This window comes from Mesorhizobium sp. CA7 (assembly GCF_020165015.1).
Taxonomy (GTDB): domain Bacteria; phylum Pseudomonadota; class Alphaproteobacteria; order Rhizobiales; family Rhizobiaceae; genus Mesorhizobium.
The window spans coordinates 153,777-167,423 of the sequence record NZ_JAIUHH010000012.1 but is presented as its reverse complement, the minus strand read 5'-3'; the positions used below and the strand labels follow the sequence as shown (position 1 = coordinate 167,423).

At 64.6% G+C, this 13,647-nt stretch carries 13 protein-coding genes; 5 read left to right on the top strand and 8 right to left on the bottom strand.

The window, feature by feature from the left end:
• Positions 1-334: 334 nt before the first annotated feature.
• Both LB552_RS20625 and LB552_RS20620 read left to right on the top strand, forming a co-directional pair.
• Positions 335-1,771 (top strand): pyridoxal-phosphate dependent enzyme, encoded by a 1,437-nt coding sequence (locus LB552_RS20625; RefSeq protein WP_224609825.1) that lies wholly within the window; start codon positions 335-337, stop codon positions 1,769-1,771.
• The gene (locus tag LB552_RS20620; RefSeq protein WP_224609823.1) at positions 1,768-2,937 is read left to right on the top strand and encodes a trans-sulfuration enzyme family protein; all 1,170 of its coding nucleotides are present in this window, start codon (positions 1,768-1,770) and stop codon (positions 2,935-2,937) included. Before LB552_RS20625 ends, LB552_RS20620 begins: the two co-directional genes overlap by 4 nt.
• A gap of 160 nt (positions 2,938-3,097) precedes the next feature.
• Here the strand turns inward: LB552_RS20620 and LB552_RS20615 are convergent, their stop codons facing one another.
• Positions 3,098-3,385: a GIY-YIG nuclease family protein gene (locus tag LB552_RS20615; protein WP_224609820.1), complete on the bottom strand. Its 288-nt coding sequence runs from the start codon at positions 3,383-3,385 to the stop codon at positions 3,098-3,100.
• Positions 3,386-3,635: 250 nt separating this feature from the next.
• Between LB552_RS20615 and LB552_RS20610 the strand changes: the two genes are divergently transcribed.
• Together LB552_RS20610 and LB552_RS20605 are read left to right on the top strand one after the other, a co-directional pair.
• Positions 3,636-4,877: a D-amino acid dehydrogenase gene (locus tag LB552_RS20610; RefSeq protein ID WP_224609818.1), complete on the top strand. Its 1,242-nt coding sequence runs from the start codon at positions 3,636-3,638 to the stop codon at positions 4,875-4,877.
• Between the two features lie 41 nt (positions 4,878-4,918).
• A complete protein-coding gene (locus tag LB552_RS20605; RefSeq protein WP_224609816.1) occupies positions 4,919-5,740 on the top strand; it encodes an aspartate/glutamate racemase family protein in 822 nt (273 codons plus the stop codon).
• A 427-nt stretch (positions 5,741-6,167) separates the two neighbouring features.
• On the opposite strand, the gene LB552_RS20600 is transcribed toward LB552_RS20605, so the two are convergent.
• The gene (locus LB552_RS20600) at positions 6,168-7,058 is read right to left on the bottom strand and encodes a LysR family transcriptional regulator (protein ID WP_224609814.1); all 891 of its coding nucleotides are present in this window, start codon (positions 7,056-7,058) and stop codon (positions 6,168-6,170) included.
• A 97-nt stretch (positions 7,059-7,155) separates the two neighbouring features.
• On the opposite strand from LB552_RS20600, the gene LB552_RS20595 reads away from it, so the two are divergent.
• The gene (locus LB552_RS20595) at positions 7,156-8,151 is read left to right on the top strand and encodes an aldo/keto reductase (RefSeq protein WP_224609812.1); all 996 of its coding nucleotides are present in this window, start codon (positions 7,156-7,158) and stop codon (positions 8,149-8,151) included.
• Positions 8,152-8,182: 31 nt separating this feature from the next.
• Here the strand turns inward: LB552_RS20595 and LB552_RS20590 are convergent, their stop codons facing one another.
• The 6 genes from LB552_RS20590 to rpmI all read right to left on the bottom strand — a co-directional run bounded on the left by LB552_RS20590 (position 8,183) and on the right by rpmI (position 13,549).
• Entirely contained in the window at positions 8,183-8,785 is a 603-nt protein-coding gene (locus LB552_RS20590; protein ID WP_224609811.1) for a nucleotidyltransferase family protein, read from the bottom strand.
• 39 nt (positions 8,786-8,824) lie between these two features.
• Positions 8,825-11,233 (bottom strand): phenylalanine--tRNA ligase subunit beta, encoded by a 2,409-nt coding sequence (gene pheT / locus LB552_RS20585; protein ID WP_224609809.1) that lies wholly within the window; start codon positions 11,231-11,233, stop codon positions 8,825-8,827.
• Entirely contained in the window at positions 11,230-11,667 is a 438-nt protein-coding gene (locus tag LB552_RS20580) for a GFA family protein (protein ID WP_140843479.1), read from the bottom strand. The genes pheT and LB552_RS20580 overlap by 4 nt, the downstream gene beginning before the upstream one ends.
• Positions 11,664-12,761, bottom strand: a complete 1,098-nt coding sequence (gene pheS, locus LB552_RS20575; protein ID WP_140843481.1) for a phenylalanine--tRNA ligase subunit alpha — start codon at positions 12,759-12,761, stop codon at positions 11,664-11,666. The genes LB552_RS20580 and pheS overlap by 4 nt, the downstream gene beginning before the upstream one ends.
• Positions 12,762-12,905: 144 nt before the next feature.
• Positions 12,906-13,307 (bottom strand): 50S ribosomal protein L20, encoded by a 402-nt coding sequence (gene rplT / locus LB552_RS20570; RefSeq protein WP_042637600.1) that lies wholly within the window; start codon positions 13,305-13,307, stop codon positions 12,906-12,908.
• Positions 13,308-13,345: 38 nt separating this feature from the next.
• Positions 13,346-13,549 carry a 50S ribosomal protein L35 gene (gene rpmI / locus LB552_RS20565; RefSeq protein WP_027166935.1) on the bottom strand — a complete coding sequence of 68 codons (204 nt, stop codon included), beginning with the start codon at positions 13,547-13,549 and terminating at the stop codon, positions 13,346-13,348.
• Between the last annotated feature and the right edge of the window lie 98 nt (positions 13,550-13,647).

Genomic DNA, 13,647 nt, shown 5'->3' with positions numbered 1-13,647 from the left:
ACAGCCATCGCGATTCCCTCCGAGCTTCCTCTCAGAGAATCACAACCAGCCAATTACGCAACAGGCCCCTTGTGGGGGAGATGTCCGGCAGGACAGAGAGGGGTGTGAAGGAACTCGACATAGATAATCGATCCCCAATCACCCTTCTCGTCAGGCCCGTCCGTGAAATTCCATTCCTCCACTCGCCGCCGGATTGGCACGATCTATCTTCTTTCCTGATGAAAAGGGCTGGAAAAGACAGGGCGCGCGATCCGCGAAACCGGAATGGATTCCCGCGGCTCCACGCGCGAGATTGCCGACATCCGCCTCGAACTGCTTCGATGGAGCACTCAAGATGAGCGAGCAGACAAAAGCGGCACCGAAGGGCGCGAACATCAGCCTGTCGAGACTTCGTCCGCCTTACGCTTCGGTGCTCGACCTGATCGGCCAGACGCCGGTCGTCGAGCTGACCAAATTCGACACCGGCAAATGCCGCCTGTTCATCAAGCTTGAAAGCCAGAATCCCGGCGGCTCGATCAAGGACCGCATCGCGCTCTCGATGATCGCGGCGGCGGAGAAGGAGGGGCGGCTGAAGCGCGGCGGCACCATCGTCGAGGCCACCGCCGGCAACACCGGCCTCGGCCTCGCCCAGGTCGGCATCCCGAAAGGCTACCGCATCATCCTCGTCGTGCCCGACAAGATGTCGCGCGAAAAGATCCAGCATCTGCGCGCTTTGGGCGCCGAGGTGCGCATGACGCGATCCGATGTCGGCAAGGGCCATTCCGAATATTACCAGGACATGGCCGAGAAGATCGCCGCCGAGACCCCCGGCGCCTTCTATGCCAACCAGTTTGCCAACCCGGCGAACCCACTCGCGCATGAGACGACGACCGGGCCGGAGATATTTTCGCAGCTCGAAGGCGATGTCGACGCCGCGGTGGTCGGCGTCGGCTCCGGCGGCACGCTCACCGGCCTCGGCCGCTTTTTTGCGAAACACTCGCCCAAGACCGAGATGGTGCTGGCCGATCCGGTCGGCTCGGTGCTGGCGCCGCTGATCAAGACCGGCAAGATGGAGGAGGCCGGCAGCTGGACCGTCGAAGGCATCGGCGAGGATTTCGTGCCGCCCAATGCCGATCTGTCGCTGGTGAAAAAGGCCTATTCCATTCCCGACAAGCAGAGCATGCTGGCGGTGCGCGATCTGTTGTCCAGGGAAGGCATCCTGGCCGGCTCATCCTCCGGCACGCTGCTGTCGGCGGCACTTCGCTATTGCCGCGAGCAGACGGTGCCGAAGCGCGTCGTGACCTTGGTCTGCGACAGCGGCAACAAATATCTGTCGAAAGTCTTCGACGACATCTGGCTGGCCGAGCAGGGCCTCGCCGACCAGGAACAGCATGGCGATTTGCGCGACCTGGTCATGCGCTCGCCGCGTACCGGCGACATTGTGACCGTTGGCCCGGAGGAAACCTTGCTCAACGCCTATGGCCGCATGCGCCGCTCCGACGTTTCGCAGCTGCCGGTGCTGGACGAAGGCAGGCTGGTCGGCATCGTCGACGAAAGCGATATTTTAGCCAAGGTCGATGGACCCTATGACGGCCGCTGGGACCGTTTCAACGCGCCGGTGCGCACGGCCATGACCTCCAACCTGCACACGCTGCAGGCCAATCAGACGCTCGACGCGCTGCTGCCTGTCTTCGATCGCAACGAGGTCGCCATCGTCTTCGATGGCGAAGAGTTCATCGGCCTGATAACCCGTATCGACCTGATCAACCATCTGAGGCGCCGCGCCAAATGACTTCGAACGGCAAGAACCGCCTGGCCTTTTCCACCCGCACCATCCATGGCGGCCAGAGCCACGATCCGCTGACGGGCGCCGTGATGGTGCCCATCTACGCCACCTCCACCTACGGCCAGCAGTCGCCCGGCGTGCACAAGGGCTTTGAGTACGCCCGCAGCCAGAACCCGACGCGCTTCGCCTTCGAGCGCGCGGTCGCGGACCTCGAAAGCGGCTCGGCCGCCTTCGCCTTCGCCTCCGGCCTGGCGGCGATCGGCACGGTGCTCGAGCTGCTCGATTCCGGCGCCCATATCGTCGCCACCGACGACATCTATGGCGGCTCGTTCCGCTTGATGGAGCGGGTGCGCAAGCGCTCGGCAGGCCTCCAGGTGAGTTTTGCCGACTTCACCGACCTCGCCGCGGTCGAGGCGGCGATCCGGCCGGAGACTAAACTGCTCTGGGTCGAAACGCCGACCAACCCGCTGCTGCGCATCGTCGATCTCGAAGGCGTCGCCGCGCTTGCCAGGCGCAAGGGGCTGCTCACCGTCGCCGACAACACCTTTTGCAGCCCCTATATCCAGCGCCCGCTGGAGCTCGGCATCGACATCGTCGTGCACTCGACGACGAAATATCTCAACGGCCATTCCGACATGGTCGGCGGCGTGGCGGTCGTCGGCGACAACAAGGACCTCGCCGCCCAGCTGAAATTTCTGCAGAACGCCATCGGCGCCATCTCCGGCCCGTTCGACAGTTTTCTGGCGCTGCGCGGCATAAAAACCCTGGCGCTCAGGATGGAGCGTCACTCGGCCAACGGCCTGAAAATAGCGCAATGGCTGCAAACGCGAAAAGATGTCCGCCGGGTCATCTATCCCGGCCTCGCCAGCCACCCGCAGCATTCGATCGCCGTCCAGCAGATGCACGCCTTCGGCGGCATGATCTCCGTCGATCTCGACCGCGACCTGGCGGGAACAAAACGCTTCCTCGAACGCACCCAGCTCTTCACGCTCGCCGAAAGCCTCGGCGGCGTCGAAAGCCTGATCGAGCACCCGGCGCTGATGACCCACGGCTCGATCCCGGCGGAAAAGCGCGGTGCGATCGGGATATCGGATTCGCTCGTGCGGCTGTCGTGTGGGATCGAGGACGGCGATGATCTGATCGCGGATCTGGAGCAGGCGTTGCAGACCTGAGAACTCGTAGATACCACGTCATCGTGGTAATCCTTCGCGCCCCCTCTGGCCTGCCAGCCCCTGTCCTTCGTCATTCTAGGGCGGAGCAAGGAGCGAAGCGACGCGCGAAGACCCTAGAATCCATGCCGTGACGGTTGAGAGCTACCACGGTTCAGAACGCTCACCAGCCGATCCCGCGAAACAGCTCGAACCATTCCGGATTGGCATTCTCGATCAGCTCGACCTTCCATCGGCGAGGCCAGCGTTTCAGTGACGTCTCACGCTGAATGGCATCGGCGATGTCGAAATATTCCTCGTACCAGACGAGACGCTGCACACCGTAGCGGCTGGTAAAGCCGGCGCCTTGGCCGGACTTATGCTCGGGCATTCGACGAGCAAGATCATTGGTGACGCCGATATAGATCGTGCCGCCTTTCTGGCTTGCGTTCATGTAGACGTAGCCTGTCATGTGGCGATCTTAGCTGACGCCATTACCACCCGCTATTCTGGACCATTGCATTCTATGGCCAATGTCACGGCATGGATTCTAGGGTCTACGCGCGTCGCTTCGCTCCTTGCTCCGCCCTAGAATGACGAAGCGCCATTTGCAATCGCCCTGACTACGAGGCGCGCTGTCCCGCCGACATCTCTCCATGTGTGCCATTGCAGGCTGCAGCTTACACCTTACAGTGAGCCAACTTGCGATCTCCGGAGGCGCCATGCGCGTGATCGTGTTGGGTGGCGGCGTGGTCGGTGTCACCACGGCCTATCAGCTGCAGAAGGACGGACACGAGGTCGTCATCCTCGAGCGGCGCGCCGAAGTCGCCGCCGAAACCAGCTGGGGCAATGCCGGCATGATCGCGCCGGGGCATTCCTTCGTCTGGTCGTCGCCCAAGGCGCCGATGATCCTCTTGAAATCACTGGTGCTGAAAGACCAGGCGCTGCGCTTCAAGCTCTCGGCCGATCCGCGGCTCTACAGCTGGTCCTGGCTGTTCCTGATGGAATGCACGGCCGGGAAGGCCAGGCGCAACACGCTGCTCAAGCATCGGCTGGCCGTCTATTCGCAATCCGTGCTGCACGAGGTCGTCGCCGACGAGGCGATAGACTATGACCGCAACGATCGCGGCATTCTCTATTTCTATCGCAGCCAGCAGGCGCTCGACAAAGGCGTCGAGCATATGAAGCTGCTGGAATCCGACGGCCAGCTGATCAAGGTGCTCGACCGCGACGCCATCGTCGCCCTCGATCCGGCGCTGGCTTCCGCCAAGGAAAAAATCGCCGGCGGCATCCATTGCCCGACCGACGAGACCGGCGACCCGGCGAAATTCACCCGCGCGCTGGCGGCAAAAGTGGTCGCGCGCGGCGGCGAGATCCGCACCGGCACGACCATCACCGGCATCGAGACGTCCGGCGACGATGTCGCTCAGGTGCTGACCGACAAGGGAAGCGTCAAGGGCGACGCCTATGTGCTGGCGCTCGGCTCCTACAGCCCGCTGGTCGCGAGCACCGTCGGCATCAGCTTGCCGATCTATCCGATCAAGGGCTATTCGCTGACCATTCCGATCGGCAACCGTCCGCGGCCGCCGACCATCGCCGCGATCGACGAGCACAACCTGGTCGCCGTATCGCGCTTCGGCGACCGGCTGCGCGTCACCGCTACGGCCGAGTTCGCCGGTTACGACACCAGTCACAAACCGGCCGATTTCGCTTTCATGAAAGGGGTGACCGAGGAACTCTATCCCGAAGGCGCCGACTACGACCGCGCCAAGATGTGGGCGGGCCTGCGGCCGATGACGCCCAACAATCTGCCCGAATTCGGCCGGCGCCGCCTCAGCAACCTCTATCTCAATACCGGACACGGCCATATCGGCTGGACCATGTCGCATGGCTCGGCCCGCATTACCGCCGACCTGATCGCCGGCCGCAAGCCGGCGATCTCGATGGACGGAATTTTGAACTGAGAGCATGATCCCGGAGGGGATCGAGCAGGAAAGGGAATGCCATGTCTGTCAGCGCGGCCGCTACCCGCCCGCAATCGCCAGGGCCGGTCGACCCCAAGCCAGTCGATCTGGGCGTGCTTCCGTCGGAGATCGACGGCGGCCTCGCCTCGCGCGCGGCGATCGGCTTGGCGATCCTCGCCACCGACCAGACGCTGGAGCATGAGTTCCGCGCCCTGATCCGCATTCCGGGCGTCGCCTTCTACGAGGCGCGCCTGTTCAACGACAACGACATCACGCCCGACACTTTGCGCGCCATCGGCCCGCGCATCGCGCCGACCGTCGATCTGATCCTGCCCAGCATCCCGCTCGACGTCGTAGGCTTCGGCTGCACCTCGGCCACCATGACGCTCGGCGAGGAAGCCGTCTTCGCCGAGATCCGCAAGGCGCGGCCGGGCGTCGCCTGCACCACCCCGGTCACCGGCGCTTTGGCCGCCTTCAAGGCGCTCGGCGCCAGGGGCATCGGCCTGCTGACCCCTTATGCACCCGAGATCAACCAGGGCCTGGTCCGCTATTTCACCGGCCGCGGCCTCGACATATCAGCCGTCGCCACTTTCGACCGGCGCGACGACCGCGAGGCGGCTCGCATCTCGCTTGCCTCGATCGAGGCGGCGGCCGAGACCATGGCCGCCGTGCCGGGGGTGGAAGCGATCTTCATCTCCTGCACCAGCCTGCGCGTGGCGGAAGCGGTCGCCGAGCTGGAGCGGCGCATCGGCATTCCCGTCACCTCCTCCAACCACGCCATGGCCTGGCACTGCCTGCGGCTTGCCGGCATCGATGACGTCGTGCCCGCCGGCGGCCGGTTGTTTGCGCTACCGGCCGTTTGATTGGTGCTTGGCGCATGCATTGTCTTATGTAGCGCTGGTCGACCCCCACTCCGTCTCGGCTTCGCCGAGCCACCTCTCCCCCGATCGACGGGGTAGAGGAAAGGCGCCAAGCTTTTTGCCGTCAACGCCCGTCCAGCAACGCTCCTTTCCTTTCCCTCCAGAGGGGGAAAGGTGGCGCTGCGAAGCAGCGACGGATTGGGGGAACAACGTGGCAATCAAGCCTTGGCCTGCAGTCGCGCCAGTCACAGAAGATGTGTGCATAGCGTAGCCACATTCTGGAGGGAGGAAACGCCAACCGCCGAGATTGCGGCCTTGAAAAGCCTGGCTTTCCTCTCCGCCATGAACATGGGTGAGAGGTAAACGCGTAGCGGCCGCAGTGGGGGGGCTGGCGCTGCCATATGCGATTTACCCTGCCCACTTAGGGGTGCTATCCGCTCACCTTGAAGAAATCCACGAATGCCCTGAGCGCCGGGCGCATTTGCCGGCGGCTCGGATAATAGGCGAAGAAGCCGTCGAAGGACGGGCACCAGTCCTCGAGCACGCGGATCAGCCTGCCATCGGCGAGCGGCGCCTTGACATAATCCTCGAAGACGAAGGCAAGCCCGGCGCCGTCGACTGCCGCCTGGGCGATAAGATGGTCCTCGTCGAGGATCAGCGGTCCTTCCACCGCGATCTCGATTTCCTCGCCGTCCTTCTCGAACTCCCAGCGATAGAGAATGCCGCTGGAAAAACGGAAGCGGATGCAGCGATGGCCTGCGAGATCGCGCGGATGGTCGGGCTTGGGCATGGAAGCGAAATAGGACGGCGCTGCGACCACCGCGCCGCGGATGTCGGGCCCGATCCGCACCGCGATCATGTCGCGCTGCAGGCTTTCGCCGAGCCTGACGCCGGCGTCGAAGCCGCCCTCGACGACATCGGTGAAGCGATCCTCGATGACGATCTCCAGCACGATGTCGGGATAGGCGGTGGCAAAGGCGCCGAGCCGCGGCGTCAGCACCAGATGGGCAGCGGTGCGCGGCACGCTGAGCCTGAGATTGCCGGCCGGCCGGTCGCGCGCCTCGACCGCCGTTTCCAGCGCGAGATCGATCTCGGACAGGGCCGGACGCAGCCGTTCCAGAAGCTGCGCGCCTTCCTCGGTCGGCGCGACGCTGCGCGTGCTGCGCGCAAGCAGCCGCACGCCAAGCCGCGCTTCCAGGCTCGACACCGCATGGCTGACGGCGGAAGGCGCGATGCCGAGCTCGCGGGCGGCGCCGCGGAAGCTGGCGCATTGGGCGACCGCGGCCAGCACGGCGAGCTGCGAGAGGTTCGTCCGGTTCATTGTTCTATTTTATAGAGCAAGCCGTACTAAAGAGAAATAATTATCGAACGCATCGCGAGGCGCTATCTCTCCCCCAACCGAAACAAGGAGATGCGCCATGAAAACCCGCAAACTTGGAACTGAACTCGAAGTCTTCCCCGTTGGCCTCGGCTGCATGGGCATGAGCTTCGGCTATGGCGGCCAGCCGGAGGCGGAAGCGATCGCCACGCTGCGCCGCGCCGTCGAGATCGGCGTGACCTTCTTCGATACGGCCGAAGTCTATGGTCCATACGAGAACGAGATCCTGCTCGGCAAGGCGCTGAAGCCGGTGCGCGACAAGGTGACGATCGCCACCAAATTCGGCTTCAAGATTTCCGAGCACGGCGAGGGCACCGACCGCATGGTCGGCGTCGACAGCCGCCCCGAGCACGTCAAGGCAGTGGCCGAGGCTTCGTTGAAGCGGCTGAACACCGACGTGATCGACCTCTATTACCAGCACCGCGTCGATCCGAACGTGCCGATCGAGGACACGGTCGGCGCCATGGCGGAATTGGTGCGCGAAGGCAAGGTCCGGGCGCTGGGCCTGTCGGAGGTGAGCGGCGCGACGCTGCGCCGAGCGCATGCCGTGCACCCGATCGCCGCGGTGCAGAGCGAATATTCGCTGTGGAGCCGCGATCCCGAGCATGAGGTGTTCGACGTCTGCCGCGAGCTCGGCATCGGCTTCGTCCCCTACAGCCCGCTCGGCCGCGGCCTGCTCACCGGCGCGATCGCCAAGCCGGACGCGCTCGGCGCCGGCGACTGGCGCCTCACTCTGCCGCGCTTCCAGGCCGAGGCGATGGAAGCCAACAAGGCGGTCATCGCAGTGCTGGAGAAGATGGCGGCGCAGAAGGGCGTGACAGCGGCGCAGCTGGCGCTCGCCTGGGTGCTGCACCAGGGCGATTTCATCGTCCCGATCCCCGGCGCAAGGAAGATACGCCACCTTGAGCAGAACACGGCGGCGGCCGGGATCGAGTTGAGCGCGGCGGAGGTCGCGGCGATCGGTGACGCGCTGTCGCCCGACAAGGTGGTCGGCAAGCGCTATACGGAGGAACTGCTGGCGCTGGTGAACGGGTGAGCGACAATGGAAGGGGCGCTTCGGCGCCTCCCTACCACGGCACCACCTCGATCTCCGGCCAATACTCCTGCGCCCTTCTCCCCTTCGCCTCGTGTGTCCGCTGATTGTCCAGCACCCGGTTCGGCGTGATGCGAAACGAAAAAAGATCGTCGAGCCCGAACGGTGCCACCAGCTCCAAAGCTCCGTCGGCGTCGTACCGCACCCCGACCGCATGCGTCTTCGAGGCGAAATAGCTCACCGACTCGCTCGCGCTCGCATAACGCGGGCACTCCTGTCCGAACTTCACCGGATACCATAGATGCACCCGCGCCTGGTTGCGCACCTCGACCGGCAGCGCCATCCCCGCGAAATGCTCTGCCGCCCGGCGGATCACCGCATCCTCGGCCTCGTAGGACAAGTCGGCGTCGTCGAAATAGAAGAGATCAACATCCTTGATGCCATAGCCCGGCGGCTTGCCGGTCAGATGGTTCCAGACGCTGTTGTAGAGCGCGCCGGAGACCACCAGCCAATCTGGCAGCGCGAGTTGGCGCACACGCGCCAGCGTTTCATCCAGCAGCGGATCGGCCGCGATGATGGCCAGGAAGGCAGCGCGCTGTTCCTCGAAGGGGAGGCCGGAATAGCGGAGATGGTGCATCGCCCTTTGGAGAGCGATTCGCCATCTCTGCGCAATGCCTTACGCCCTCAGCACGCCGCCCGTCTGCTTGTTGACGTTCTCGACGATGCGTCTTGCGAGCGCCTCGAAATCCTCGTCGGTCAGCGTCTTTTCAACAGGCTGGATCGACACCTCGATGGCGATCGACTTCTTGGCCGCCCCCAGCGAGGCGCCTTCGAAGACGTCGAACACCGAAACGCCGGTGACCAGCTTCTTGTCGGCGGCCAAAGCTGCCCGCACCAGCGTGCCGGCCTCGACCGTCTTGTCGACGACGAAGGCGAAGTCGCGCTTCACCGCCTGGAAGGGCGACAGCTCCAGCTTCGGCTTGGTGCGTGTCGGCTTGGCCTTCGGCTCCGGCACGGCGTCGACAAAAACCTCGAAGCCGCAGATCGGACCCGACGCGTCCAGGCCGTCCAGCGTCCTCGGATGGAACTCGCCGAACGTGCCGAGCACCGTCTTCGGCCCGAGTTTGATCGTGCCGGAGCGTCCCGGATGATACCAAGCCGGGCCGCCGGGCTCGATCTGCAGCCGGTCGACCGGCGCGCCGCAGGCCTCGAGCGCCGCGAGCGCGTCCGCCTTGGCGTCGAACACGCCCACCGGCCCGGCATTGCCGGACCAGCTGCGGCCCGAGCCGTCGAGCTTGGCCGTGCCGCGCCGCACGCCGGCGGCGACGCGCCGCTGCTGGTCGGCGCCATCGCCTTCATAGGTGCCCGAAACCTCGAACAGCGCCACATCGCCGATGCCCTTGTCGGCATTGCGCTGCGCGGCCGCGATCAGCCCCGGCAGCAGCGACGGCCGCATGTCGGACATATCCGCGGCGATCGGGTTGGCGAGCTTGAGCGCCGTCTGGCCGCCGCCGAACAGCTCTGCATGTCTGGCGGGAATGAACGACCAGGTGACGGCCTCCATCATGCCGCGCACGGCGAGCGCGCGCTTGGCGGCGCGGGTGCGCACCTGCAGCGTGGTCAGGATCTTGCCGTTGACCGCGTCATGCGAGGTAAGCGGCTGGGCCAAGATGTTGTCGACGCCATGTATGCGCATCACCTCCTCGACCAGGTCGGCCTTGCCGTCGACATCCGGCCGCCAGGACGGCACCTCCACCTTGACGACGTCGCTCAATCCTTTCGGCTCGAAGCCGAGCCGGGTCAGGATGCCAAGGGCTTCTTCCCTAGGCACCTCTATGCCGGTCAGCCGCTTCACTTCCGACAGCGGGAAGGAGACGATTTTCGGCTTGTGGCCGGCATAGCCGGCAACCTCGATTTCAGAAGGCGTGCCGCCGCAGAAATCGAGCACCAGCTTGATCGCCAGCTCGACGCCCGGCACCATGAATTCGGGATCGACGCCGCGCTCGAAGCGGTAGCGCGCGTCGGTGATGATGCCGAGCGCGCGGCCGGTGCGGGCCGTGGCGATCGGATCCCAGAGCGCCGATTCGATCAGCACATCGGTGGTGTTCTCGTCGCAGCCCGAACGCTCGCCGCCCATGATCCCGGCGATCGATTCCACGCCATTGTCGTCGGCGATCACGCACATCTCCGGCGTCAGCGTGTATTCGCGGCCGTCCAGCGCCAGCACCTTCTCGCCGTCCTTGGCGCGGCGCACCACGAGATTGCCGGCGACCTTGCCGGCATCGAAGACATGCAGAGGCCGCCCGCGGTCGAAGGTGACATAGTTGGTGATGTCGACAAGCGCGCTGATCGGCCTGAGCCCGATGGCGATCAGCCGCTGCTGCAGCCATTTCGGCGACGGGCCGTTCTTGACGCCCTCCACCAGCGCCAGCGCGAAGCCGGGGCAGAGTTCCGGCGCCTCGATCTTCACCTTGACCGGGCACAGGCCTTCGCCGGCATGCGGCATGATCCCGCCGCCGGTGAGCCGGCCAAGCCCGCTCGCCGCGAGGTCGCGCGCGATACCGTAGACGCTGGTCGCGTCCGGCCGGTTCGGCGTCAGGTTGATCTCGATGACCGGATCGTCGAGATGCGCGTAGGCGGCGAAGCTGGTGCCGACCGGCGCATCCTCAGGCAAATCGATGATGCCGTTGTGCTCGTCGGAGATTTCCAGCTCACGCTCCGAGCACATCATGCCATGGCTCTCGACGCCGCGGATCTTGCCGACCGAGAGCGTCACGTCGATGCCGGGAACATAGGTGCCGGGCGCGGCGAAAGCGCCGATCATGCCGGCGCGGGCGTTGGGCGCGCCGCAGACCACCTGCACCGGCGGCTTGCCATCGCCGGTGTCGACTGTCAGCACGCGCAGCCGGTCGGCGTCCGGATGCTGCACCGCCGTCAGCACTTTGGCGATGACGAAGGGTTTCAGGCCAGCCTTGTCGTCGACGTGTTCGACCTCGAGGCCGATCGCGGTCAGCCGCTCGACGATCTCGGCAAGCGAGGCGTCGGTCTCGAGATGGTCCTTGAGCCAGGAGAGGGTGAATTTCATGCTTCTGTTCCGTTCGGTCCTTGCCCATCAGGTCTGGGCACGCTGGTCTTCAGCTCGCGCGGCAGCGCGTCGGGCATGTGCAGGAAGGGCAGTTGCTCGCGCACATGCGCATGCACTGTCGGCCTGAAATAGGCCGGCATGTCCATGGCGCCGAGCATGAAATAGATCTGGTTGTCGAGCCGCTGGTCGGTATAGGCGATCGGCGAGCCGCAGCTGCCGCAGAACGTGCGCTCCACCGGGCCGTTGCGATAGCTTTTCAGCGATTTGCCGTTGAGCGCGACCTGATCGGCCATGAAGCCGACAAAGGCCGACACCGGCGCGCCGCTGGCGCGCCGGCAATCGCCGCAATGGCAATAGCTGATGTGATGCGGCTCGGCCGAGGCCTCGAACCGCACCGCGCCGCAGCGACAGCCCCCGGTGTGGGGTGCGGTCATGTCGACAGCCCCCCGAACAGCGTCGGCAGGTCGAGCGGCCGGAAGCCGTAATGCGCGAGCCAGCGCACGTCGGCGTCGAAGAAGGCGCGCAGGTCCGGCATGCCGTATTTCAGCATCGCGATGCGGTCGATGCCCATGCCCCAGGCAAAGCCCTGATATTCGTCGGGATCGAGCCCGCCGGCGCGCAGCACGTTGGGATGCACCATGCCGCAGCCCAGTATCTCCATCCAGTCGGAGCCTTCGCCGAAGCGCACTTCACCCGGACGCGAGCGATCGCACTGGATATCGACCTCGAGACTGGGCTCGGTGAACGGGAAGAAGGACGGACGGAAGCGCATCTTGACCGACGGCACCTCGAAGAAGGCCTTGCAGAACTCCTCCAGCACCCACTTCATGTTGGCGACGTTGGCTGATTTGTCGACCACCAACCCCTCGACCTGATGGAACATCGGCGAGTGCGTGGCGTCGGAATCCTGCCGGTAGGTCTTGCCGGGGATGACGATGCGGATCGGCGGCTTCTGCTTCTCCATGGTGCGGATCTGCACGGGCGAGGTGTGGGTGCGCAACAGCTTGCGCTCACCCTTCTCGTCCGGCTGGAAGAAGAAGGTGTCGTGCATCTCGCGCGCCGGATGTCCCTCGGGAAAATTCAGCGCGGTGAAATTGTAATAGTCGGTCTCGATATCGGGGCCTTCGGCGATGGCGAAGCCGAGATCGCCGAAGATCGCCGCGATCTCGTCGATCACCTGGCTGATCGGATGAATGCGGCCGCGCTCGGCCGGCGATTGGCGAACGGGGAGCGTGACGTCGACCTTCTCAGCCGCGAGCCGGGCCGCGATCGCCACATCCTTCAGTTCCGCCTTGCGCTGGGTGAGCGCTTCGGTGACGCGGTTCTTCAGGCCGTTGATCGCCGGCCCCTTCACCTGGCGTTCCTCGGCGCTCATTGCGCCCAGCGTCTTCAGCATTTCGGAGACGGAACCCTTCTTGCCCAGCGCCGAGACGCGCACCGCCTCGATCGCGGCCTCGTCCGCCGCCGCCGCGATTTCGGCGAGCAACGAGCCTTCCAGGGCTTCAAGATTTCCAGCAGTGGCGTTCACGGCGAAGCTCTCTCGGTCGGGCGACTGTCACCATTTTGGTTTCGTCGTCGCCATTTTGGTTACATCAGGCATAGAAAAACCCGCGCCAGCCGTGCCAGCGCGGGTTCCCCAAATCAGAATTGCGTATGCTTGGGAAGCGCTGGCTTAGGCGACAGCGCTCTCAAAAGCATTCGGCGTGGTGTTCTTCAGATATTCGAGCGCGACCTTGGCCTTGGCGACCAGCGCGGCGAAAGCCTGCGGCTCGTGGATGGCCATGTCCGAAAGGACCTTGCGATCGATTTCGATGCCGGCCTTGTTGAGGCCGTCGATGAAACGGCCATAGGTCAGGCCATGCTCGTGGGTCGCGGCGTTGATGCGCTGGATCCACAGCGCGCGGAACGAGCGCTTGCGGTTCTTGCGGTCGCGGTAGGCGTATTGCAGCGACTTCTCCACCGCCTGCTTGGCGATGCGGATGGTGTTCTTGCGGCGGCCGTAGAAACCCTTGGCGGCCTTCAAAACCTTCTTGTGCTTGGCGTGGGCGGTAACGCCTCTCTTTACGCGTGCCATGTCATGATCTCCTTAAAAACGTTGTCCAAGCCGAGGGATTAGAGGCCGTTCGGCAGAAAATTCTTGATGACCTTCTTGCCGTCCGGTTCAGCCAGAACCATCGTGCCGCGGGCATCGCGAATGAACTTGTTGGAACGCTTGATCATGCCGTGGCGCTTGCCGGCGGCAGCCGACAGCACCTTGCCGGTGGCAGTAATCTTGAACCGCTTCTTGGCGGCCGATTTGGTCTTCATCTTGGGCATTTTGCTACTCCGTATTGGTGGCGCACCATCGCGCTTCTTGTCTCGCTTCGGGCCGACCAAAGCCCGAAAAGCAAATGAAACCGCCACGGCATGCCCTG

What these genes read in the sequence shown, in the direction of transcription:
- LB552_RS20625 (WP_224609825.1), top strand. Translation starts at nt 335, where the DNA reads ATGAGCGAGCAGACAAAAGCGGCACCGAAGGGCGCGAACATCAGCCTG.
- LB552_RS20620 (WP_224609823.1), top strand. Translation starts at nt 1,768, where the DNA reads ATGACTTCGAACGGCAAGAACCGCCTGGCCTTTTCCACCCGCACCATC.
- LB552_RS20615 (WP_224609820.1), bottom strand. Translation starts at nt 3,385, where the DNA reads ATGACAGGCTACGTCTACATGAACGCAAGCCAGAAAGGCGGCACGATC.
- LB552_RS20610 (WP_224609818.1), top strand. Translation starts at nt 3,636, where the DNA reads ATGCGCGTGATCGTGTTGGGTGGCGGCGTGGTCGGTGTCACCACGGCC.
- LB552_RS20605 (WP_224609816.1), top strand. Translation starts at nt 4,919, where the DNA reads ATGTCTGTCAGCGCGGCCGCTACCCGCCCGCAATCGCCAGGGCCGGTC.
- LB552_RS20600 (WP_224609814.1), bottom strand. Translation starts at nt 7,058, where the DNA reads ATGAACCGGACGAACCTCTCGCAGCTCGCCGTGCTGGCCGCGGTCGCC.
- LB552_RS20595 (WP_224609812.1), top strand. Translation starts at nt 7,156, where the DNA reads ATGAAAACCCGCAAACTTGGAACTGAACTCGAAGTCTTCCCCGTTGGC.
- LB552_RS20590 (WP_224609811.1), bottom strand. Translation starts at nt 8,785, where the DNA reads ATGCACCATCTCCGCTATTCCGGCCTCCCCTTCGAGGAACAGCGCGCT.
- pheT (WP_224609809.1), bottom strand. Translation starts at nt 11,233, where the DNA reads ATGAAATTCACCCTCTCCTGGCTCAAGGACCATCTCGAGACCGACGCC.
- LB552_RS20580 (WP_140843479.1), bottom strand. Translation starts at nt 11,667, where the DNA reads ATGACCGCACCCCACACCGGGGGCTGTCGCTGCGGCGCGGTGCGGTTC.
- rplT (WP_042637600.1), bottom strand. Translation starts at nt 13,307, where the DNA reads ATGGCACGCGTAAAGAGAGGCGTTACCGCCCACGCCAAGCACAAGAAG.
- rpmI (WP_027166935.1), bottom strand. Translation starts at nt 13,549, where the DNA reads ATGCCCAAGATGAAGACCAAATCGGCCGCCAAGAAGCGGTTCAAGATT.